The organism is Burkholderia sp. BCC0044 (assembly GCF_902832955.1).
Classification (GTDB): Bacteria; Pseudomonadota; Gammaproteobacteria; order Burkholderiales; family Burkholderiaceae; genus Burkholderia.
In genome coordinates this window covers 452,003-474,522 of the sequence record NZ_CADFDO010000005.1, presented here as the reverse complement: position 1 = coordinate 474,522, position 22,520 = coordinate 452,003, and the positions used below count along the sequence as shown (strand labels likewise).

General features: G+C 57.5%; 12 protein-coding genes and 2 pseudogenes. 4 read left to right on the top strand and 10 right to left on the bottom strand.

Annotated elements, in window-relative coordinates:
- Positions 1 to 3: 3 nt before the first annotated feature.
- The 9 genes and pseudogenes from HWX14_RS30160 to dnaA all read right to left on the bottom strand — a co-directional run bounded on the left by HWX14_RS30160 (position 4) and on the right by dnaA (position 18,888).
- Positions 4 to 5,583, bottom strand: coding sequence for a hypothetical protein (locus HWX14_RS30160; protein ID WP_175885923.1), 5,580 nt, complete (start codon positions 5,581 to 5,583; stop codon positions 4 to 6).
- Between the two features lie 4 nt (positions 5,584 to 5,587).
- Positions 5,588 to 7,168: a hypothetical protein gene (locus HWX14_RS30155; protein ID WP_175885922.1), complete on the bottom strand. Its 1,581-nt coding sequence runs from the start codon at positions 7,166 to 7,168 to the stop codon at positions 5,588 to 5,590.
- Entirely contained in the window at positions 7,152 to 9,140 is a 1,989-nt protein-coding gene (locus tag HWX14_RS30150) for a hypothetical protein (protein WP_175885921.1), read from the bottom strand. Before HWX14_RS30150 ends, HWX14_RS30155 begins: the two co-directional genes overlap by 17 nt.
- A gap of 456 nt (positions 9,141 to 9,596) precedes the next feature.
- Positions 9,597 to 10,748 (bottom strand): annotated as a pseudogene (locus HWX14_RS30145) (IS3 family transposase).
- Positions 10,749 to 11,077: 329 nt separating this feature from the next.
- A complete protein-coding gene (locus HWX14_RS30140) occupies positions 11,078 to 12,775 on the bottom strand; it encodes a hypothetical protein (protein ID WP_175885920.1) in 1,698 nt (565 codons plus the stop codon).
- A gap of 218 nt (positions 12,776 to 12,993) precedes the next feature.
- Positions 12,994 to 13,092, bottom strand: a pseudogene (locus HWX14_RS30135) (transposase); the annotation flags it as partial.
- Positions 13,093 to 13,368: 276 nt separating this feature from the next.
- Positions 13,369 to 15,843 (bottom strand): DNA topoisomerase (ATP-hydrolyzing) subunit B, encoded by a 2,475-nt coding sequence (gyrB, locus tag HWX14_RS30130; protein WP_011546516.1) that lies wholly within the window; start codon positions 15,841 to 15,843, stop codon positions 13,369 to 13,371.
- A gap of 190 nt (positions 15,844 to 16,033) precedes the next feature.
- Positions 16,034 to 17,140, bottom strand: coding sequence for a DNA polymerase III subunit beta (gene dnaN / locus HWX14_RS30125; protein ID WP_006490996.1), 1,107 nt, complete (start codon positions 17,138 to 17,140; stop codon positions 16,034 to 16,036).
- 170 nt (positions 17,141 to 17,310) lie between these two features.
- Positions 17,311 to 18,888, bottom strand: coding sequence for a chromosomal replication initiator protein DnaA (gene dnaA, locus HWX14_RS30120; RefSeq protein ID WP_053524377.1), 1,578 nt, complete (start codon positions 18,886 to 18,888; stop codon positions 17,311 to 17,313).
- Between the two features lie 420 nt (positions 18,889 to 19,308).
- On the opposite strand from dnaA, the gene rpmH reads away from it, so the two are divergent.
- The 4 genes from rpmH to yidC all read left to right on the top strand — a co-directional run bounded on the left by rpmH (position 19,309) and on the right by yidC (position 21,932).
- Entirely contained in the window at positions 19,309 to 19,443 is a 135-nt protein-coding gene (gene rpmH / locus HWX14_RS30115) for a 50S ribosomal protein L34 (protein ID WP_004198824.1), read from the top strand.
- Positions 19,444 to 19,458: 15 nt separating this feature from the next.
- Entirely contained in the window at positions 19,459 to 19,920 is a 462-nt protein-coding gene (gene rnpA / locus HWX14_RS30110) for a ribonuclease P protein component (protein WP_006489941.1), read from the top strand.
- A 75-nt stretch (positions 19,921 to 19,995) separates the two neighbouring features.
- Positions 19,996 to 20,262 (top strand): membrane protein insertion efficiency factor YidD, encoded by a 267-nt coding sequence (gene yidD, locus HWX14_RS30105; RefSeq protein WP_006750110.1) that lies wholly within the window; start codon positions 19,996 to 19,998, stop codon positions 20,260 to 20,262.
- 8 nt (positions 20,263 to 20,270) lie between these two features.
- Complete coding sequence (gene yidC / locus HWX14_RS30100; RefSeq protein WP_175885918.1) at positions 20,271 to 21,932, top strand: membrane protein insertase YidC; 1,662 nt, start codon at positions 20,271 to 20,273, stop codon at positions 21,930 to 21,932.
- 129 nt (positions 21,933 to 22,061) lie between these two features.
- On the opposite strand, the gene HWX14_RS30095 is transcribed toward yidC, so the two are convergent.
- Positions 22,062 to 22,496 (bottom strand): transcriptional regulator, encoded by a 435-nt coding sequence (locus tag HWX14_RS30095; RefSeq protein ID WP_006489946.1) that lies wholly within the window; start codon positions 22,494 to 22,496, stop codon positions 22,062 to 22,064.
- Positions 22,497 to 22,520 lie beyond the last annotated feature (24 nt).

Genomic DNA, 22,520 nt, shown 5'->3' with positions numbered 1-22,520 from the left:
AAATCATCCTTCCAATACACGCAATCCTGCGCCCGTTTCTTCCACTATCCCCATTTCCATCAGGGACGAAACAAGGTATTCCAGGTTTAACCTATCCGCATTTACGCCCGGTACCGTCAGATCTTGACGTTTTATCACACCTGCCTTAGTAATAGCGTCAAGAACCAACATCATCGGATATCCGATCGTTTTTATTATAACGGGATCATACTGCGAATTTGTTAGAATTGCCTGAAACATTGATAAGCGCTCAACTTCCTCTTCAGGCAACGAGCCACCTACAAGCTTTTCGATGTCTCGAACACGCCCTTTGTCCGCACCATTCCCGTGTAAAAATTTCGTATTGAGCGACGCTGATATATCCGCGGGAAAATCTGTCGGATATTGGGAAGATAGAACCACTCCTACGCCATACGCACGGCATTCCCGGACGAATTGCAGTACAAATTCAGAATCCAAGACGCGATGCGCTTCATCAAAAATAAAAAATTGACGGAGTGTGCCCGAGTGTTCGCGCGCATTATAGAATCGGTGTGCCGACATAACAAGAATCTTCGCCACCGCATTTTTAATGCGATCACTCTGAATTTTACTCAAATCAATCACATAGGAGTCGTCAAGCATTGCATCGAATCGTTTAAGCCTCGATTCCACCGGAAAAATACCCAGATCGAAGAGCGGGTCCAGGCGATTATATGCATTTTGGTTTAGAGACTCCAATTTGTCGCCAACTTCATTGAAATCCGGAAAATCCAGACCAGGAGCTACGCTCACTGCCCCTCGTGAGGGAATGCCTCGACCCTCAAAGGACTCTCGTATCGCGTTTTTAACTGCGACCTCTTGCTGGTCGCCGAGATTGAAAGTGCCTCTGAGTATATCTACCAACCCATTTATGTGCTCAGACACCGGCAAATACTCGGATTCCGAATTCGGGCGCTTGAGCGGCACCGGGATTAGTGGATTAAATGGAAGCCCGTCAAAAGACACGTATTGAGCGTGCAGCTTCGCTGTTTCCAGAAAATGCTGATCACTGGCGAAATCGTTCTTAAAATCCAACAAGAGCACATTCCTGCCTTGTTCTCGCAAGCGACAAACAAGTGTCTTGATTAGTTGGGTTTTTCCTTTCCCAGACGAGCCCGTAACCATCACATTGTAGTTGTCTAACGGTCGCTCTGGATTCTGGGGGGCATAAAAGTAGCCGCTCGCGCCAGCGGTTCCAAGAAGAATTGGTTTCAATGCACCAACTGACGTACTCAACAGACTTATGTTCGAATTATCCGTGGAACCGCTCCCGATTGAAGCCGCCGAGCCGATCTGCGTCGCAGAAGCTGCTTCCACCATTGAATCTTGCCCCCCAGAGGAATCCTGAGAATGAGGTAGCTCCGTACGGTCGTCAGGCCCGTCGTCAGGCCCGTCGTCAGTCGCGCCGTACTGGCCCACGTCCTCGCTAGCAAACGGAATGGCGGAATTTACTGCACCGAAAAGCGCAGAAAAGTTTTTTGCTAGCTTATCCCTGACCTCCAACAGAGCCGGGCTTTCGGAGATGCCCGGCCAGTGCCCTGGCGCGAGACTGATGGAGAGACCTTGACCGAGGGTATAGGAAGCTTCACTCGCAATACAGTCAGTAACGACAACGATACTACCCGCCACGGGCGACACCAACTTAATTCGGCCATTGAGAACGAGCTGTAGAATCTTAGCCTCGAGAGTTGCCTGTTCCGCTTTGCTACCTTCCACAAGTTCCTTCGAGAGACGCAATCCGAACGTTAGCAACGCCAAAAATGCGAGTCTCTCTGGAATTCCATCTGGGGTTAGTGCTGCATCGATCAAATTATTCAATCGACGCAGTGTGGCATCGGCTTGTTGCCGTGCAGCCTCGATCTGATCCTTGTTAAAGCCGTTGCTCGTATACTTACATTCAATGGCACTAAAAGACAGGCCAAGCATGTCGCCTTCTAGCACCGCTAATTGAACTGCCACTAGATCGGCGCGCTGTCGGGGACCGAAATCGGCGCCATCAAATGAACCATCAAGAATTTCCTGGAACGAGTCTACGGGCAAAAGGAAGCCTCTAAGTTTGCCGTCGTTTTTGAGCGGCGAAAGTGCCCCTCCCGAAGGGAAAAAGAGACGTACAGCGGCAACGACGCCAATAACGCCCAGTGCCCGACTTCCCGATCGCAAACTCTCACCACCTAACGCCATGCCCACGCGCCCCAGCTCGGCGAGAACATCGGGTGCCAAAGGTTTTCCTTGTAGCACAGGGCTTTTATTCAGTTCATGCGACACACTATTAGGAATGTGCGATAGCACGAAATAGCTGTTGAGCGCTCCCGTGAGACTCATTCTGTAGTCCCACAGAGCGGCATTACAGCCATTACGTGCCGCTGTCGTAACATATTTTACGAAGACCGCCGGGTCAACGTGGTTGCCCGGAATGACGGTCCAAAGGTGATCTAAGGACGCGGGGAGGTCTGCTTCCCAACTTACCACGCGATCCTCGCGTGGGAGATCGCCCAAAATCCGACAAGCTTGGGCAAAGCGTTCACCCAGAGTAGCTCCGCTCGCTATAGCCCGGTCTCTCTCGAAAGCCCGCGATTGAAGGCTTCCACTGGCAGAGCCGCCAACCTCTTTGACCGGCGCGCAGAACGCCGCAAGGAGGCCGCTGCCTCGCGGCATAGTGGCATCGCCTCCAGTGTCGCGAGCAGTTGTAGCTTTACCGGGAGAGATAAGATGGACGTCATTGAATCGCTTTTCCGAGACAAGCCCTTCGGCACCTTCGTAGACACATATAGGAGGGTCTCTCCATTCCTGTGTCTCGAGCGTGCTGGCGTCGGGGACTAAAATGTGAATTCCGCCTGGAATCTGCCGACCAATTTCGCTTGGCTCGTCTCCGTCGTAAAGAATGCCTCGAGCGGATTCGACCAGTCTGGAGGGCTCGTAAGAAGCATCCGCTACTACCGAAATTGCACGGCGTGTTGGGAACGCGTTATAGAAGTCTTGCAAGTACCCCTTTGCCACAAGTTCACGCGATGTGGGAACGACGCCCATTTCCAACCCGTGAACATGCCGAAGTGATTCGGCGACGGATAGATAACGATTCTCGCCAATTACGCCATGCGATAGCGCTCCTAGCCAGCCCGGGTCAGACGTTGCAGACACATAGAAATTTTCAAACGTCTTCCCATCGTCAGCAAGACCACTGAACCAGCGAAGAGAATTCACTTGATCTAAAAGTAGCGCTAACATTTGCGACTTGCCCTTGGTCGTACCGCTGGCATGCCGTCGGGCGCTCGCCACCAACGCCGATTGCACCATGAAACGTTTAGCGACCGTGATCGGATGCCAAGGGCCAAGCAGGATGACCTTCCGCGGATCTTTCGCTCCATCCCAATGAACCACGCAGTCGCTGTAGATAACGCGAAATAACTCGGGCCACGAGAGCTCATCGATGTTTTGGCTCACGAAATTCAAGGCGGAAATGTAAGCGCCAAGATACGACGCAAGAAGCGCTTCGAGCTCAAGTCGGTCAGGTAGAGAAAAGACCGGGATATAGGCGTAATCGGGCCACTGCGAGTCATTTTCGACGTGGGCCCGAATCGCGCTCAAAATTCGATTTCGCTCCTCCACATAAGAATTTACTTGCTCTTGAACACGCGAACTAATTGTCGCACCCTTAAGAATATACGGTATCTCGATTATATCGAAAAAACATATTTGGGTTTCCTCGACAATGTGAACGGGCTCATTCTCTGACAGCAGATTTGCGATGATAGGGCGCCCTTGCGAATCGGAGCGCTCGAATACCTGAGCGAAACGGCGACGAGACTTTGAGCTCTCGTCAATACCTCCAAGACCAGAATACCCCTGCGTCGCCTTCCCGTTGAACACGTCTAAAATACGTCGCAGGGACGAACTCTTACCGTCACGCTGAAAACGTGCCAACTGCATGACTAGCTCGCGTTCAAGCGTGAATTCGCCACGAACAATTTCCTTTGCTTCCACATCAAAATCGATAGCAAGCCCAGACGCACGCAGAGCAACACTAGTGTGCACGGCACCGTTAGCCGCTGGATCAAAAGTCTTAGTCGACCGAAGTACCTTAGGGTTGTCATCAACGCGCTGAAGCTGACCGACTTCACCGTCGATTTCCAATTCGCCGTCAGTGAAGGAATCCCAGGAGATTACGGTCAAGGAGGCCGGTTCATTAACTTCCACGCTCTCCCCAACATCGCCCGAGTCCGACGGTTGCCGAGAATCTCTCCCCACAATGATCTTTCCAACTGGCTCGACAATCGCGACAAGAGGTTGATTCGGGCCGCAAGGAACGACATTTACCCGTCCAGAAGCCAAGATGCGATCCGCACGCTCGACCGTAATTCGCAGGCTTCTCTTCTTAGACGATCCGGCTGAATCAAACAATTGATCGAACGAAATTGACGTCTCACATACACCGTCTGATGCCGAACATTCTTGCTCAAAAAGCGCCGTCCGCCCACGATCACGCACGATGACCTTTGCGCCAGCCGACCCAGCGGCGAGTCCCTGGTAGGTAATGCCAAGATTAATACGCCCGCCGTCCAGGAGCACAACGGTTTTAGCGTCCTCGGTTATCGCTCCCGCATCGGTACTCACCTCAACTTTAACGTCGACTTTCTCCACGCTTGGTGAGACATCCAAGAGGCGTTGAAGCGCCTCCAAGTCCCAGGTCCTCCAGATGTCGAGATCCTTCCAGCAGCCTCTGAGAGCAAGAATTCCCTGCTGCTTGTCGTCGCCTCGTCTAGTGAACAAATCAATGATCGATGTCAGCGACGACTTTAGCAGCATCGCTTGCTCTGGTTGCGGCTCGATCTCGTCTATGCGGTCGAGGAGCTCTGGCTTCCCGCCAACCTCCTTTAATCGCCTATCGAGCTCAACTATGGTGCTCCGGACGTTTTTGAAAAATGTATTAGCTGCGGCCTTATCGCAAAAATCAAACGAAGTGGATCGTGGGATACCAAAATGAAACAGTAACCGTTGAATTGGCTTTAGCTCCGTCGGTCGCTGTGGATCATATCCCCCAAGCATCTGATCTAAAAACACCTGACCACGCATCATCGAATCTCGGCACTCTGCTCGCGCCATCTCGATGACGTGCTTAAACCCCATCTCATAATCGACGTCGATCGACCAGTGCGTTAATAGATCGCTTAGAACCGGCCCATCAAATCGGAAATACTCGTTTCCCCCATCTATCCACGGCCATTCGTCGCCGAAGGCGAAATTCCGCATAGCGCCGCCAACGCCGATCACGGAATCCTGAATGCGCGACATTTCCCCCGGCCACACAGCGACTACCATGTCTCCCTGCCGCACACTAGTTACAGCTTCGGCCCGTATCCAACGCTTCGCTGCATCGGGCGACTTTGTCTCTGGGATGACAAGATAAGAGGGTAAATCTCTAGCCAGAAGGGCGCTTTGCAGGTCAATTGCGATGGATTCGGTCAACGCCGGGATGACAAGGCGACACTCAACTCCACCACTCTTAAGTTCCTTAAAATATTTCTCTGCGAGTGCCGCTAAGGTAAGAACGAGTCCGTTTTCCATTTGACTATACTTTTGTACCTGTTGTTGCGGAGAGGGCTTCCGGTACCACCAGTTCGGCGCTGTCGCCCGCATCGGGGCTTCCTTTCAGCAACCCCAGACGAGCAAGCTCCGCGATCAGTTTAGGTCTTGCACCTACGCTAGAAGCGAAATCGACACCGTATTCAGCGAAATGCTGCTCAAGGTCTGACAATATAAGTTTCCCCCGATTACGCCCCCCGTTTTCGCGGCGGGCGGCGGTGAGATAAAGCATGGTACGGAGCATCGCAGGCCCGGGAAATACTTTGCCTCTTTCAAAATTCCCGGGGCCCGTGACGAGATACCCATCGTCGTTGATTGACTCGGATAACCTGAGAAAGATGCGCAGGAATTCAATGATGTTCTTACCTTGCCCTCTTTTTTCCGGGGTCAACCAAGCGCCAAATGTTTGTGCCCATGGCACAAGCATCTCCCTAACTCCGTCGGCATTACGCGGTAAATTGGCGTCGACACCGCATTTGAGGCAGTGGCCCAGCCAGTCGCCAATCGATATCGCATTTTTTCCACCAGGATGGATCGTAAGGATCCCTTTGCTGAGGTCGAACCTGCATACATATCGAACTAGATATGCAGCAAGGCTAAGCTCGACACGCGCCTTAATGTAGCGCTCTACATGCAGGCTGATCTCGTTTGAACCCGTCTGTGTCGGGTGAAAGAGCCCAACCCCTCTGGACGCAATAGCTTTGGAAATCTGACTACCCGGAGTCGAATCACCGGCCAGTGCCGCAAGCGTCCAATCTCGCAGGTGGACCGTGATTCGCATATGCGCCAGTAGCCAAGCGGGCAGGCTGAGGCGAAGGAAGCATTTCAAAAGATCGAGCCAGAAAAGCCGAGGCACTTTTCCCTCGAGACGACATAGGTTCAGGAAGTCCTCGCTTATCCGCTTCACGAGCGCGTCGTCCGATCCGATTGCACCATCGGCGTTGGTTACACTAAGTCGCTCCACAAGTTGAGTTAGTGCTTCGTCACTCGTGCGCAGACCGCACTCTTCGGCATTGATCTGAATTTTCTCGGCTAACGCTCGGAATATGTCGAGCTCGTTACCGTTACCCCGCTTCTTGCCGTAAATGGCGTCCACGACTTCTCGGGCATAAGATTGTGCATGCTCTCGCGAGCCGCTAAAGTACTCGGCCAGTGGGCCATCAACGAACTGAAACGCTATAACGTTTTCCGCCTGTTTGCGCGGCCAGCTATTTCTTGCCACCAGCGGATAGAGCGGCCCGTAATACGATTTTTCAGGCAACTTCCTGCTCTTTTGCTTCGCTCGACCTCGCGCGACATATAAAAGAGCCTTCTCCTCTGGAATAAGATCATTCCTGGGCTCTAGTTCGCGGGAGGTCCTCTCATTTGAAGGTGTTACGCTTTCAAAACACAGCTCCCGAAATAGCTCGACGACCAATCGCTCCGGTGCCTCGCGCATGCCGACGGTTCGAACAAAAAGATGAGATCCCTTTATAAACGATGGGACATGTGGCTCGAAAACAGACTTGTCCTGAGCGGTAATCACGTCGAGAAGGGAAGGGAATTTATTTTCAACAGGACTCGACATCCAAAACTCCATGTGATCTTGTGATTTTGATCTTGGGACCATTGGGGGTATCGATGTAGATCTCCAGATCGTCACTCATGTCGTATCCTGAGGTCACCGCGACACCAAGCATGGCATCTTGAGCCGTCTCGAGATACACGCTCGGAAAAGTTGCCGACGCCATCCCCCGTTCTGCTCGTCGTTTCAGCCATACAAATGCCTTCGTTTCGAGAGCTATGAGGTTGCGTGCTGTTTTGCCGAACCGAAAGTGCGCCGAGTTCGTACCATCTGTCGCATGACCGCTTTCAAGATGAGGCTTTAACTCGTGGTCTTTCCAATCTCCTCGAAGGCTCGCCGCAGGTGAAATCGCAATGCCACGACCATCTTGATCAAGGCTCTGTGCAAGTGTCTTCTCTATCTTTTTTAAAACTTCAAGCTGTTGCTTCGTCGGTGTTTTGGCAATACCGAGAATGCTCACTAAGGCGCTCAGGTCATCATTAAATGTGGTGACGCCTTCGACCAGTGCGCCTGCGCGAGTGGTAAAGGCCGTTATCCACCGCGTCAGCCAGCGATAACTTGACGGTATCGTGTCTGGACTAGATGCAGCAGCTTTCTGCATCTCTTGCCAGCATTCATAGCAGTCTCTCTCGATCTGGGTTATCCAAGGGCCATTACCCTGTAGCGCGGTCCACGTTTCGTTCCATCGCTCCAGAAAATCAGCCGGGAGAGTATCGGAAAATGGATCTAACATTGCGAGTGTTCGTGCCCTTCCGAGCAATCGTTGCGCGCCCACATCCGTCGATGGCCATCTCTTAGGTTCAAGGACCGTAGGAATTGCCTTCGAGCTCAATGGACTGTGGGACGCACGAGCGGATGTATAAACCGACTTCAGCGCCTTTAGTTGCGTGCGCCTATCCCGATCGTCTGGTTCAATCCCGAGCGGAGAATATGAAGAGAACAGGAGCATGTATAGGCGCCGACTTGCCAGCGCGAACAAGTCGCCGCTTTCTATTCTAGTATGCACCCAATCACAAGCCCCGCCCGTCTGATAATCGTGCGGACAGCCTGCCAGAAGTAAGGACACGATGGCGAGCGCTTCTCGCAATACGACGACCTGTCCGTCGTATAGCTCTGCGTGCAAGAGCAAATTCAGGACGTTTTTGCGCAGCGCCGGCTCTGCGATCCAGTCGCGGTTGGCCTTGAATGGGCAAAGATAGCTCGAAGCGCAACCTTCACAGGCTGCCCAATTTTCGCTTTTCGTCGCTTCTTGTAACAGTTGATCAAGAGTATGGTCAGCGAGCATCAAGCTACGTCGGTCCAGGGACGTAGCCGTAACTTGAACACTATCGAAGACGTGCTTCTTTGACGACGTCGCTACCGCGACCTCTGTCGAGATATCAGCTCCGACAGCGACTTTAATTGCCCTGAACCAGCTCGACTTTGCATGATCGGGCTCACGGTAGTGTCTCGCGAAGATGCGCTCAACGACGCCCCTGTTCGTACATACAACTACTGAGACTCCCCTGGTCTCAGCATCAATCAACAAGTCCTCGAGTGCTGTAGCTGGATCAGCGTCAGGGTCGTATGGATTAGGCAAAACTGACGCATCTTGTGCGATGAACAAGTACGGGTAGACTTTACCGGGCTCACATACCTCAAGCAGGTATGGGACGTCTGATGGTCTTAAATCATCGAGCGGCTGCTGCGTGTCTGACACACGTATCAAGTGTCCCTTTTCACGCAACAAGCGGGCCAGATGTCCCGCTCCTGCCGACTTGCCGTTGCCCGGTGAGCCGACAAAGAAGTGCCACCGCCCACGCCCCCCCGACGACGGGCCGGGGACTACCGCAGACGCTAGTTCTTCAACAACTGCGTGCAAACTGGTTTGGACATGAAGCACTGGCTTCATCAACCAATTTGCTGGTCCGCTGATAGCCTGCTGCCCGTCCTGTTGCAACGTCAGAAGTTTGTCAAGAAAGTCGTTCTTTATCATGTTCCGTCCCGCAGCATGTGGTCAGGTGATTCTACTCGCGATGGTCAGCATCGAACATTTTTTACTTACATCTCGGTGGCTTTGCACAGCGTGACTTTCCAGCCGAATCCATATTCGAAACCTTCTCAGCCAAGCATCCAATCGCCAAGCGAGCCGTTTGGTTAACGGTCATTTTCATGCCACCTTAAGGCTGCGCCTTGACTTGCCGTGCTATTCGGTTCAAATCGTCTTAAAACGCGTCTCATTTTGTACGTCTCCTTCATCTGTTGATCAAATGAAGAGCGGCTATGCATGCGATCTACGAGCGACCAAGAAATTTTGATTTGTAGCGGGAGACATTTGAACGCGCCGGTTGCACGATGATTTACGAAGAGCGGGTCGGCGAACATAGAGCCGCACGTCCGAAATTTGAGCACTGCCTTAACTGGAGTTGCCGCTGTAATACCGGACACTGCGTCACACTAAGGTTTCTGAATCCATCGAGCGCTGGAACTCGCGAGGCGAGCGGTACTTCAGTGCGCTATGAGGATGCTTCTCGTTGTAATGCTCGAACGCGATGGCCAAGTTGCGTGCAGCAGTCGCTGCGTCCGGCTTCGGCATGAAGGCGACGTAATCGCGTTTCATGGTCTTCACGAAGCTCTCGGTCATGCCGTTACTTTGCGGGCTGCACACCGGCGTGGTCAACGGCTTCAGGCCGATGGCCACTGCGAATCGGCGCGTGTCATCGGCCGTGTAGCCCGAGCCGTTGTCGCTCAGCCACTCGATTTCGGACGGGGTATGCAGTTCGTTGCCAAACCGATTTTCCACTGCAGCCAGCATCACGTCGCGCACGATGTCACCGCTGTGGCCTGCCGTCGTGGCCGCCCAGCTCATCGCCTCACGGTCACAGCAATCCAGCGCGAACGTTACGCGCAGCGGCTCGCCATTGTCGCAGCGGAACTCGAAGTCGTCCGAACACCACCGCTGATTGCTGCGCGCGACGGCCACCTTGCCGTCGTGTCGACGTTGTGGGCGAGGCGGAATCGGTCGGCGCTGCATCAGCAACCCATGCGTGCGCATGACGCGATAGATGCGCTTGGCATTGAACGGCACCAGCCCGACCGCGACGCGCTCGTTGCGCAATATGCCCCAAACCCGGCGATAGCCATAGCTGGGCAAATCGCCGACGACTCGGCGGATTTCCTCGACCGCGGCCGCGTCGTCAGTCTGCCTCGATTGACGGCCATCGCGCCACGTCGCCGGACGCGACAGTCGTGCCGATACGTTCGAGCGCGACACGCCGAGAACCTCACAAACCAATTTCACTGGTCGTCCTCCGGCAGCGAGGGCGAGTGCGCTATCCATTTTTTGCTCGGCCGTACTCGACTGCTTCACGGAGAATCTCGTTCTCCATGGTCTTCTTGCCGAGCATCCGTTGCAGCTCACGAATCTGCTTGAGCGCGTCGGCCAGTTCCGAGGCTGGAACCACTTCCTCGCCAGCCTTGACGGCTGACAGGCTCCCGTCCTGGTACAGCTTGCGCCAGTGGAACAGCTGGTTCGGGTTCACGCCGTGCTGGCGCGCGACACCGCCCAGCGCCGCCGACGCTCCGGGCCCGTCAACAGTTCCATCACTTCCTGCCTAGTGTTAGTCAAAAACACAGTCTTATGCCTACCCGTTATTGTAAGCGGGTGACTGTGTCCGGCGTTTCAGGGGGCTGCTCCAAAAACCGGCTGCTTGGTCGGGCAACGCTAGTGGGAACTCTAGATAGGCCGGACACAGGCTTCTTTTCGTTCTGACTCTCAATGGAAAAGCGGGGACGAGACCGACTACCTTTCAGATCCAGTTCCTGCTAATACACTTTATCTGTTACGGCCGAGCTCAAATGGTTCGGCTCGATGGACGGTATGAACCGCCCCGGATTTTAGGAGGCTCCAACAGCTTGACGCGACGAACGCCGTCAGGGCCCCTCCTTGCGACACATTTTCAATTCGACCGTCAAGTCCGGGAAACTAAATGTCATGATACGTGGGCGGTCGAGCACAAAGCGCCGGACATGACGCTCCACTGCGTGAGCCAAATCTGCCAGTGGTTCTGTGTAGTCAAGATCGTCCAGGACATGTAGTAACTCAAACCAACTCAACCAGGCCGCACGACTATCGCGGTCAGACTCGCCGCTAAATCTTGCTGTGTAGCGAGTTATCACATACATCAGTGGGGCGGCGGGAGCAGTGACGTCCTTTATGCCGAGTTGCTTTGCAACTTCAACCGCGCTGCGCCCATCGATCCACGACACAAGCTTACCCACCCATTCGTTAGCCTTCTTTACGACGTTGTTTCGCCGGCTTTGCCATTCGCGTAATGAATGCCCAAACACGTCGTTCCACTTAAGTTGTACGAACGCCATCGCTCCGGACTCCGTGTCGACGATTACCGCGTCTACGTCCGTCAATTCGGAGCCATCCGCTCGACGGATGCTAAAACCATGAGTGGGAACGTGGAATCTAGGCGCGCTGAATGCGCTGGACAAGTCCCGGCGAAAGACCTTCTCTTTTTCGTCAACGGCGCGGTCCCAGTCCGCCTTGTAAATTGTTTTCAAATGCCGAAAGAATGACACATACGGGTTCGATAATGCCCCAAAGCAGGGGAGGAGCACGAAGTCTTGCCCCAACTCAACATAGTATGGGCAAGGAATTTCGAAATTTCCTTCCCAATCCCACTCGTCGAGCATATCGCTCGACAGTGTCAGTGCGCGCATCGTCGATGGAACAAGTTCTCGAGATATCCCAACCTCTTCAAGAACCGCTTCGACGTCTTCCTTTCGTGCGAGGATAGTTGTGACATTTGCAAGCAAAATTTCCGGTTGCTTTATCTGAAGCTCGTAGGAAAAATCAATGTGACAGAGAACTCTTCCGAGCGCTTCGTTACTTGAATCTCTCCACTCCTTGAATGTTCTGCCGCCTATTATGACGTTATCTGGCAATGCTTCGCGTTCGGGGAATCTTCTGCCGTAACTCTCGGCCTTCTTCCGATAGGCGTGCACGATATCCCAGTCATTGTCATACCGAATGAACCATCCGTCTGGGGTATCGACATACGATTTCATACGATTCCGGAGTTTTTCCTCGAGCTTTTCATCTACGGGATCTGGAGCGTTACCATGCACCAAAACTGAGTCCGCAGCAAATCGCTGAGAGATCTCTTCGAGGCCGACATCAACTTCTATGAGAGGGCCGGAATCCCGCATAGTCGATTTCGATAATCCATACCGCTCGAGTTGCGCCATGCGTCGCAAGTTGATGAGTTGACCACACGTAATCAGATATGAATAGGCAAAGTTCATCCACTCTGGAACAATTGGTCCCCACGGTACACCTCCACCAATGCTTCTCACAGTTGTCAAAAATGGCTTCAATGCCGATGCGAGCCCCAATTTGGCAAAATACCGAGCCTCTTCACGCTCAGTAGGTAGTTCGCGGTTTGCATCCATGAAATCAGCAATAGCGATTGTGTCTAGCGCACGAACTATCGTTATCAACGCCTCTTGCTCGTACCCCTTCCACAGCCTCGCAGCCTTTTCTTGCACGCGATCGATCTGTTGGGCAATAAGAGCCTCCACCTCACTACAAGTATTTCGACGATCCTTCTGTTGATTCATGGAACATCTCCTGTTTGTCGATTTTTTCTCATGAGGTCCGCATATAACAGAACGGACCAATCATCCAATCATAGCGAAATCGACATTGCATCAGATGAGCCTCTAGGGCATGGATTCAAATTTGGTAATGCCACGCGTTTAGGCGAGCCCAGCGAACTTCCAGATCGGCAAGTGGCCGGGATATCTCCTGCGATATGAAGGCATAAATATCTGGTTGGACTTAAGCCGTCCTTCCTACACAGCTCCTTGACCGGCATGCCGGCCTCGGCTTCCTTCAGAGCCCCGATGATTTGCTCTTCCGTAAAGCACTTCTTCATGTTCGTCTTCTTCTCCGAAAACGAACTCTACTAGGTTCTGACTGGCCGGTTTGCTGGGGGCAGGTCAGAGCAATGACGGTGACACCTGAGACGAGTGAAACGACGTAAGCGCCGAGAGCGCGACGGAAAGCCTGCTGGAACGCGGTTGGTGCGCGAAAGATGGGACGCGTCAGCGACTCGCCGATAAGTCCGTGCTATTAACAACAAAAAAGACCCATAAGTTTTTCAACTTATGGGTCCGTTTTTTTCGGCTTATGTGGCTATCTACAGGCAGTATTAGACATCAATATTCCCCGCCCGCAACGCATTCGACTCGATAAACGCCCGCCGCGGCTCGACATCATCCCCCATGAGGGTCGTAAAGATCCCATCCGCAGCAATCGCGTCTTCGATCTGCACACGCAGCAGACGCCGCACGGCCGGATCCATCGTCGTTTCCCACAGCTGCTCGGGGTTCATCTCGCCGAGGCCCTTATAGCGTTGCTTCGACACGTTCCGCTCGGCATCCGCCAGCAGCCACTTCATCGCGCTCTTGAAGTCCGCCACGGCCATGCTGCGCTCACCGCGCTTGATGACCGCACCTTCCCCAATAAGCCCCTTGAACGTATTCGCCGTCGTCACGAGCTGCTGATAATCTGCCGTGTGCTGGAATTCCTGGTCGATGACCGACACCCGCACGTTGCCGTGATGCGTGCGCTCGACATGCAGCGCCCGCTGTTCGCGGACCGCGTCATACGAAGGCACGACCCGCACTTCGTTCTTCAGCGCTTCATCATGCAAAGCAGCATGAAGAGCCTTAGCCGAAGCCTCGGTCGACTCCTCGTTGGAAAGGTCGATCACCACCCCATCCATAACGGCTTCCAGCGCAGCCGGGTCATACAACCGGCTCAACCGATCGATCACGCTCTGCGACAGCAGATACGACCGAGCCAGCTCCCCAAGCGCATCACCCGAAATCGCCGCCGCATTCTCACCCGGCACCAGCTCCGACCCTTGCAGCGCCAACCGCAGCATGTGCGCGTTGAGCTCCACGTCATCCTTCAGATACCGCTCGTCCTTGCCCGCCTTGATCTTGTAAAGCGGCGGCTGCGCGATATACACATAGCCGCGCTCGATCATGTCCGGCATCTGGCGATACAGGAACGTGAGCAGCAGCGTGCGGATGTGCGCACCGTCGACGTCCGCGTCGGTCATGATGATGATGCGGTGATAGCGCAGCTTGTCGAGGTTGTAGTCTTCCTTGCCGATCCCGCACCCAAGCGCGGTCACGAGCGTGACGATCTGCTCCGACGACAGCAGCTTGTCGTAGCGCGCCTTCTCGACGTTCAGCACCTTGCCGCGCAGCGGCAGGATCGCCTGGAACTTCCGGTCACGCCCTTGCTTCGCCGACCCACCTGCCGAGTCACCCTCGACGATGTAGATTTCGCACTTCGCCGGGTCTTTCTCCTGACAGTCCGCGAGCTTGCCCGGCAGACCAACGCCGTCGAGCACGCCCTTCCGACGCGTCATCTCACGCGCCTTCCGCGCCGCATCGCGCGCACGCGCGGCTTCAACGATCTTCCCGCAAATGATCTTCGCGTCGATCGGCGTTTCCAGCAGGAACTCTTCCAGCGCCTTCGCGACGACTTCCTCAACCGGCGCACGAACCTCGGACGAAACCAGCTTGTCCTTCGTCTGCGAGCTGAACTTCGGCTCCGGCACCTTCACGGACAACACGCACGACAGCCCTTCGCGCATGTCGTCGCCGGTCGTCTCGACCTTCGCCTTCTTCGCGATTTCGTTGTCGGTGATGTACTTGTTGATGACGCGCGTCATCGCGGCCCGCAGGCCGGTGAGGTGCGTGCCGCCGTCGCGCTGCGGAATGTTGTTCGTGAAGCACAGCACGTTCTCGTTGTAGCTGTCGTTCCACTGCATCGCGACTTCGACGCCCACGCCGTCCTTCTCGCCGTTGGCGAAGAACACGGTCGGGTGCAGGTTGGTCTTCGTCTTGTTGATGTACTCGACGAAGCCCTTCACACCGCCGGCGAACGCGAAATCGTCTTCCTTGCCCGAGCGCAGGTCCGTGAGACGAATCCGCACGCCGTTGTTCAGGAACGAAAGCTCACGCATCCGCTTCGCGAGGATGTCGTAGTGATACTCGACCGTGCCGAAAATGGTCGGATCGGCCATGAAATGCACTTCGGTGCCGCGGTTCTCGGTGTCGCCCGTAACCAGCATCGGCGACACTTCCACGCCGTCCACGACCTCGAGCACGCGATCCTGCGCGACACCGCGGTGGAACTCCATGAATCGCTTCTTGCCGTCGCGGCGCACGGTCAGGCGCAGCCAGCTCGACAGCGCGTTCACGCACGACACGCCCACGCCGTGCAGGCCGCCCGACACCTTGTAGCTGTTCTGGTCGAACTTGCCGCCGGCGTGCAGCTCGGTCATCACGATCTCGGCGGCGCTGCGCTTCGGCTCGTGCTTGTCGTTCATCTTCACGTCGGTCGGAATCCCGCGGCCGTTGTCGGTCACGGAAATCGAGTTGTCGGCGTGAATCGTCACGTGGATGTCGTTGCAGTACCCGGCCAACGCTTCGTCGATCGAGTTGTCGAGCACCTCGAACACGAGGTGGTGCAGACCGGTGCCGTCCGACGTGTCGCCGATGTACATCCCGGGGCGCTTGCGCACCGCTTCCAGACCTTCGAGGATCTGGATCGACGAAGCGCCGTAGCTGCTGTTATCGGGTTGCGAATTGTGCTGTTCACTCATGGATATCTTCCGGTTCTGCGGGGCCACTCTCGTGGCGGCGCGGTGCGTTTCAGCGAGAAATCGCCGGGCCGCTCGAGTTTCCTGGCCCGCCCAGGCGCCGAAAAGGCGCCAAAGGGACGGGTTGTCGGTTCGCCATAAAAACGCCAAAGGGGCTTGCCGCCCCCTGGTGTGTGTCGCGATGTCGAGCGCGTCAGATGCGCATCGGCATCACGACATACTTGAACTCGTCGTTCTCGGGCACGGTGATCAGCGCGCTCGAGCTGGCGTCGCCGAGGCTCACCTGCACGGTGTCGACCTTCAGGTTCGCGAGCACGTCGAGCAGATACGTGACGTTGAAGCCGATGTCGACGGTATCGCCCTGGTAGGCGATTTCGAGTTCTTCCTGCGCCTCTTCCTGATCGGCGTTGGTCGACATGATCTTCAGCTGGCCCGGCGCGATGATGCAGCGCACGCCCTTGAACTTGTCCGAGGTCAGGATCGCCGCGCGCTGCAGCGAACGCTGCAGTTCTTCACGGCCGATCTCGAACGTGTTCTTGTGCGCCTTCGGGATCACGCGCTGGAAGTCGGGGAACTTGCCCTCGACGAGTTTCGACACGAGCTCGACCTGGCCGAACGTGAACTTGGCCTGGGTCTGCGCGATGTCGATGGTGACGGTGTCGTCGATGTCCTCGAGCAGGCGCTGCAGCTCGAGAATCGTCTTGCGCGGCACGATGACTTCCTGGCGGCCGAACGTGCCGCCTTCGAGCTTCATCGACGAGAACGCGAGGCGGTGGCCGTCGGTGGCCACGGCCATCAGCTGGTCGCCGTCGACGACGAGCAGCATGCCGTTCAGGTAGTAGCGGATGTCCTGCTGCGCCATCGCGAAGTGCACCATGCCGAGCAGCTGGCGGAACGACTTCTGCGGGACGGTGAGCGTGGCGCCGAAATCCTTCGCCTGCGCGACGGTCGGGAACTCATCGGCCGCCAGCGTCTGCAGGGCGAAGCGGCTCTTGCCCGATTGAACGGTGAGGCGCTTGTCGGCGAGCGACAGCGTGACCTGGCCGTCAGGCATCGCGCGCAGGATGTCGAGCAGCTTGCGGGCCGCGACGGTGGTCGCGATCTGGTCGCCGCCGACGCCGAAATCGGCGCGCGTGGTGATCTGCAGCTCCAGGTCGGTCGACAGGAATGAAACGTCCGGGCCGTTCTTGGTGATCAGCAGGTTGGCGAGGATCGGCAACGTATGGCGGCGTTCGACGATGCCGCTGACCGTTTGCAGCGGCCTGAGGAGGGTGTCTCGTTCGGTCTTGACCAGTTGCATAGAGTTCCTTCGTTGAGTAACGGCCTGCAGCGCAGCAGCCACGCAGCGCCCCGCCGGCCGGGCTCTTGGCCCGCCACCACCGGGGCGGTCAAACCAGTATTGTGCCTCAAAACCGAACCGCCCCCCTTAAATTGGGGCGGAGGCCGAATTATCAAGCGCGGTGCGCGCGCTCAGCCCTTCAGCGTCTGTTCCAGCACGTGCAGCTCGTGGTTGAGCTGCGCGTCCTTGCTGCGCTCGTCGGCGATCTTGCGCACCGCGTGCAGCACGGTGGTGTGATCGCGCCCGCCGAACAGCTCGCCGATTTCCGGCAGGCTCTTCTGCGTGAGTTCCTTCGCGAGATACATCGCGATCTGCCGCGGCCGCGCGATGTTCGCGGGGCGCTTCTTCGAGTACATGTCGGCGACCTTGATGTTGTAGAAGTCGGCGACGGTCTTCTGGATGTTCTCGACCGAAATCTGCCGGTTCTGCACGGTCAGCAGGTCCTTGAGCGCTTCCTTGGTCAGCTCGATCGAGATCTCGCGGCCGTGGAACTTCGAATACGCGAGGATCTTGCGCAGCGCGCCTTCGAGTTCGCGCACGTTCGAGCGCAGGTGCTTCGCGACGAAGAACGCGACGTCTTCCGACAGGTTCACGCCTTCCGACTGCGCCTTGCGCATCAGGATCGCGACGCGCATTTCCAGCTCGGGCGGCTCGATCGCGACGGTGAGGCCCGAGTCGAAGCGCGAGATCAGGCGATCGTCGATGCCCGAGATTTCCTTCGGATACGTGTCGCTGGTGATGATCACCTGCGCCTTGTTCGCGACCAGCGCCTCGAACGCGTAGAAGAATTCCTCTTGCGTGCGCGACTTGCCGGAGAAGAACTGGATATCGTCGATCAGCAGCAGGTCGAGCGAGTGGTAGTAGCGCTTGAAGTCGTCGAACGCCTTGCGCTGGTACGCCTTCACCACGTCCGACACGTATTGCTCGGCGTGGATGTAGCGAATGCGCGCGCCGGCCTTGTCGAGCAGCAGCTGGTTGCCGATCGCGTGGATCAGGTGGGTCTTGCCGAGGCCGACGCCTCCGTACAGGAACAGCGGGTTGTACGAGATGCCGGGGTTGTCCGCGACCTGGATCGCGGCGGCGCGCGCGAGCTGGTTCGCTTTACCGGTCACGAAGTTGTCGAACGTGAGCACCGGGTTCAGCTTCGAACGTTCGTACATCGAATCGGCTTCGCCGCCGTTCGCGGGCGCGGCGCCCGGGCCCGGGCGCCACGTGCGGCGGCCGGCCGCCGCTTCGTGCGCGGGCAGGCTCGGCAGGTCGATGTCGGCGTCGTCGGCGTTCAGGTGGTGGGCGGCGGCCGCCGACGGCGTCATCGGCACGTCGGCCGGCGCGCTGGGCGCGGCGGCGGCATTCGCGGTCAGGTTGGCGGCGATCGCGGCGACCGTCGCGGCCGGGCCGCTCGGGGCCAGCGGCGCACGCGGGGCGGCCGGTGCGGCGCCTGCCGCGGCGCTGCGCATGCCGGCCTTCGGATCGAGGACGAACTGGACTTCGATCGGCGTGTTCCAGAATTCACGGGCCAGATCGGAGATCCGGCCCGAAAACTGGCTCTTGACCCAGTCCAGCTTGAAGCGGTTCGGCGCGGCGATGGACAGCGTGTTCGCCGACGCATCGAAGGCCACCGGGGCCAAGGGTTTGATCCACGTCACGTACTGCTGGGGCGTCAGCTCGCGCTCCAGCAGTGCGGAACAGTGTTGCCAGAAATCGTTCATCAAGTAACTGTCGTTTTTTGCGTGCACAGCGCGGCTCGCCGGCGCCCTTGTGGCGGTTGCGCAACAAGGCCCGAAGCGGTCGTGCGAGCGTGCCTCGGACGCCTGCATCACAGTGTTGGAGGGGCAGGCGCGAGCCGAAGCGGCGTGCGGGATTCTTGGAGATAAGGCGAGATTCTAACGCCAAACGCGGCCACAGCGGGACTTATCCACAGGCTGTGTTTGTGGGTCGCGGGGCCGGATCGGAGTGGGCCGGCACAGGCGAGCGACTCCTAAAGTATTGACCGTCAACGGAAAAACGGTTTAAATAGCGGGTTCCGCGAAAACCAATCCTGTATTCCCGGCGATTGCGTTCGCCCGAATGCCTCCGGTTAGGGCACGCGGTCCCCTGAATTTCGACATTCTCGAACAAGTGAGAACATCATGAAACGTACTTACCAACCGTCCGTGACGCGCCGCAAGCGCACCCATGGCTTCCGTGTCCGCATGAAGACGGCAGGTGGCCGCAAGGTCATCAACGCTCGCCGCGCGAAGGGCCGCAAGCGCCTCGCCATCTAAGGCAGGTTGCGCGCTGTGTCCGCCGTCCGCAGTCCTGCGGAAGGTGCCGTCGAGCCGGGTGCGAATCCGTCGCAGACGAAAGCCGCCTTCCCGAAAGCTGCGCGACTTCTGAAAACGGATGAATTTTCATCCGTTTTTCGTTTGCGCCCCTGGCGGCGTTCCGCGCACTTCGTGATCTACGGCAAGCCGACCGGTCAGCCCGCACGCCTGGGGCTCGTCATCGGCAAGAAGTATGCGCCGCGAGCGGTCACCCGTAATCTCGTGAAGCGGCTGGCGCGCGATCAGTTTCGCCTGCGCCGCGCCGAATTCGCCGGTTACGACCTGCTGCTGCGGCAGCACACGCGCTTCGACAAGAAAGCGCTGCCGAGCGCGGCTTCCGCCCCGCTCGCGGCGATGTGCGCGGCCGAGATCCGCGAACTGCTCGACAGGGCAGTCCGGGAAATCGCGCGCCGTGCGTCGAAGCCCGCGTCCGAGTGACGCATCCGTGCCCGGTGCGGCGTTCGCGCCCGCCCGGCCGGTTTTGACGCGGCGTCGTACGGCGCCGCCCAAGGTATGGAAACGGTATTGATCGCCTTGCTGCGCTTCTACAAGGTTGCCGTGAGCCCAATGCTCGGCAACCGTTGCCGTTTTTATCCTTCCTGTTCGGATTACGCGCGCGAGGCAATCCAGTATCATGGCGCCGCGCGCGGCACGTATCTCGCCGTCAGGCGCGTGTGCCGATGCCACCCGTTTTCCGCGGGCGGCATCGACCTCGTCCCGCCGCCCAACTCCGACACTCGCGCTCGCGGCGAAGCCGACGCGCGGTCCCATCGACTCTGAGACAACGCATGGATATCAAACGCACCGTCCTATGGGTGATCTTCTTCATGTCAGCTGTCATGCTGTACGACAACTGGCAGCGGGACCATGGACGCCCGTCGATGTTCTTCCCGAGCGCCACGCACACGGCCCCGGCCGCTGCCGGCGGCGCATCGGGCACGGGCGCGACGACGACCGCAGGTGACGTGCCGGCCGCCGCAGCCGGCGCCGCACCGTCGACGACGGCCCCGGCCGCACAGGCGCAGCTCGTGAAGTTCTCGACCGACGTGTACGACGGCGAAATCGACACGCGCGGCGGCACGCTCGCGAAGCTGACGCTGAAGAAGCAGGGCGACGGCAAGCAGCCCGACCTGTACATCACGCTGTTCGACCACACGGCCGGCCACACGTATCTCGCACGCACGGGCCTGCTCGGCGGCGATTTCCCGAACCACAACGACGTCTACACGCAGCTGAACCCCGGCTCGACGTCGCTGACGGGCGACCAGAACACGCTGAAGCTGTCGTTCGAATCGCCGGTGAAGGGCGGCGTGAAGGTCGTGAAGACCTACACGTTCACGCGCGGCAGCTACGTGATCGGCGTCGACACCAAGATCGACAACGTCGGCACGGCGCCCGTCACGCCGACGGTCTACATGGAACTGGTGCGCGACAACACGGCCGTCGAAACGCCGATGTTCTCGCACACGTTCCTCGGGCCGGCGGTCTACACGGACGCGAAGCACTTCCAGAAGATCGACTTCAGCGACCTCGACAAGAACAAGGCGAACTTCGAGAAGGCCGCCGACAACGGCTGGGTCGCGATGGTGCAGCACTACTTCGCGTCGGCCTGGATTCCGCAGCAGGGCGCGAAGCGCGACATCTACGCTGAAAAGATCGATTCGACGCTGTACCGCGTCGGCGTGAAGCAGCCGGTCGCCGCGATCGCCCCGGGCCAGTCGGCCGACGTGCAGGCGCGCTTGTTCGCCGGTCCGGAAGAAGAGCGCATGCTCGAAGGCATCGCGCCGGGCCTGGAACTCGTGAAGGATTACGGCTGGGTGACGATCATCGCGAAGCCGCTGTTCTGGCTGCTCGAGAAGATCCACAGCTATGTCGGCAACTGGGGCTGGGCGATCGTGCTGCTGACGGTGCTGATCAAGGCCGTGTTCTTCCCGCTGTCGGCCGCGAGCTACAAGTCGATGGCGCGCATGAAGGAAATCACGCCGCGCATGCAGGCGCTGCGCGAACGCTTCAAGAGCGATCCGCAGAAGATGAACGCTGCGCTGATGGAGCTGTACAAGACCGAGAAGGTCAATCCGTTCGGCGGCTGCCTGCCGGTCGTGATCCAGATCCCGGTGTTCATCTCGCTGTACTGGGTGCTGCTCGCGTCGGTCGAAATGCGCGGCGCGCCGTGGATTCTGTGGATCCACGACCTGTCGCAGCGCGATCCGTTCTTCATCCTGCCGGTGCTGATGGCCGTGTCGATGTTCGTGCAGACGAGCCTGAACCCGACGCCGCCGGACCCGGTCCAGGCGAAGATGATGAAGTTCATGCCGATCGCGTTCTCGGTGATGTTCTTCTTCTTCCCGGCCGGTCTGGTACTGTACTACGTCGTGAACAACGTGCTGTCGATCGCGCAGCAGTACTACATCACGCGCAAGCTCGGCGGCGTCAAGAAGAAGCCGGCCTGACGTTTGTTGTAGCCGCGGGCGGCCAGCCGCCCGCGAGGCTCGCAAAAAAAAGCCGCATGGTTCATGGCCATGCGGCTTTTTGTTTCCGGCGACGGTGACAGCGACGGCGGCGCGTGCGGTTGCTGCCGTTCAGGCCTTCTTCGCTTCGAGTTTCGGATCGCCGTAGAACTGCTCGACCAGTTCCTGAACGAGGTAACGCTGATGCGGAGACAGCGCCTCGATCTTCGATGCGAGTTCGATCGTCTCGGGCGTCGGCGGATAGCGTTCGTCGCGCGGCAGCGGTTGCGGTGTCGGGTGTTCGATCACGCTCGGCGACGGCCCGTAATGCAGCCAATGCACTTCGACGCGCAACCATTCGGCCAGCGTTTCGAGTTTGTCCGACGTCGGGATCGTGCGGCCCGTCAGCCATTTATGCGCGGTTTGCGGCGAAACGGGGTGCGTTCCGCGGTGGCGCAGATTGAATCGGTTCGCCAGTTCCGTCGCGCCCGTGACCTTCTCCGGGCTGCGCCGCAGGGCGAATTTCAGGCGTTCCGAGAACGCGGCTTTTTCTTCGGATGTCGGCATGGGGAGATTGTGCAATTCCATCGC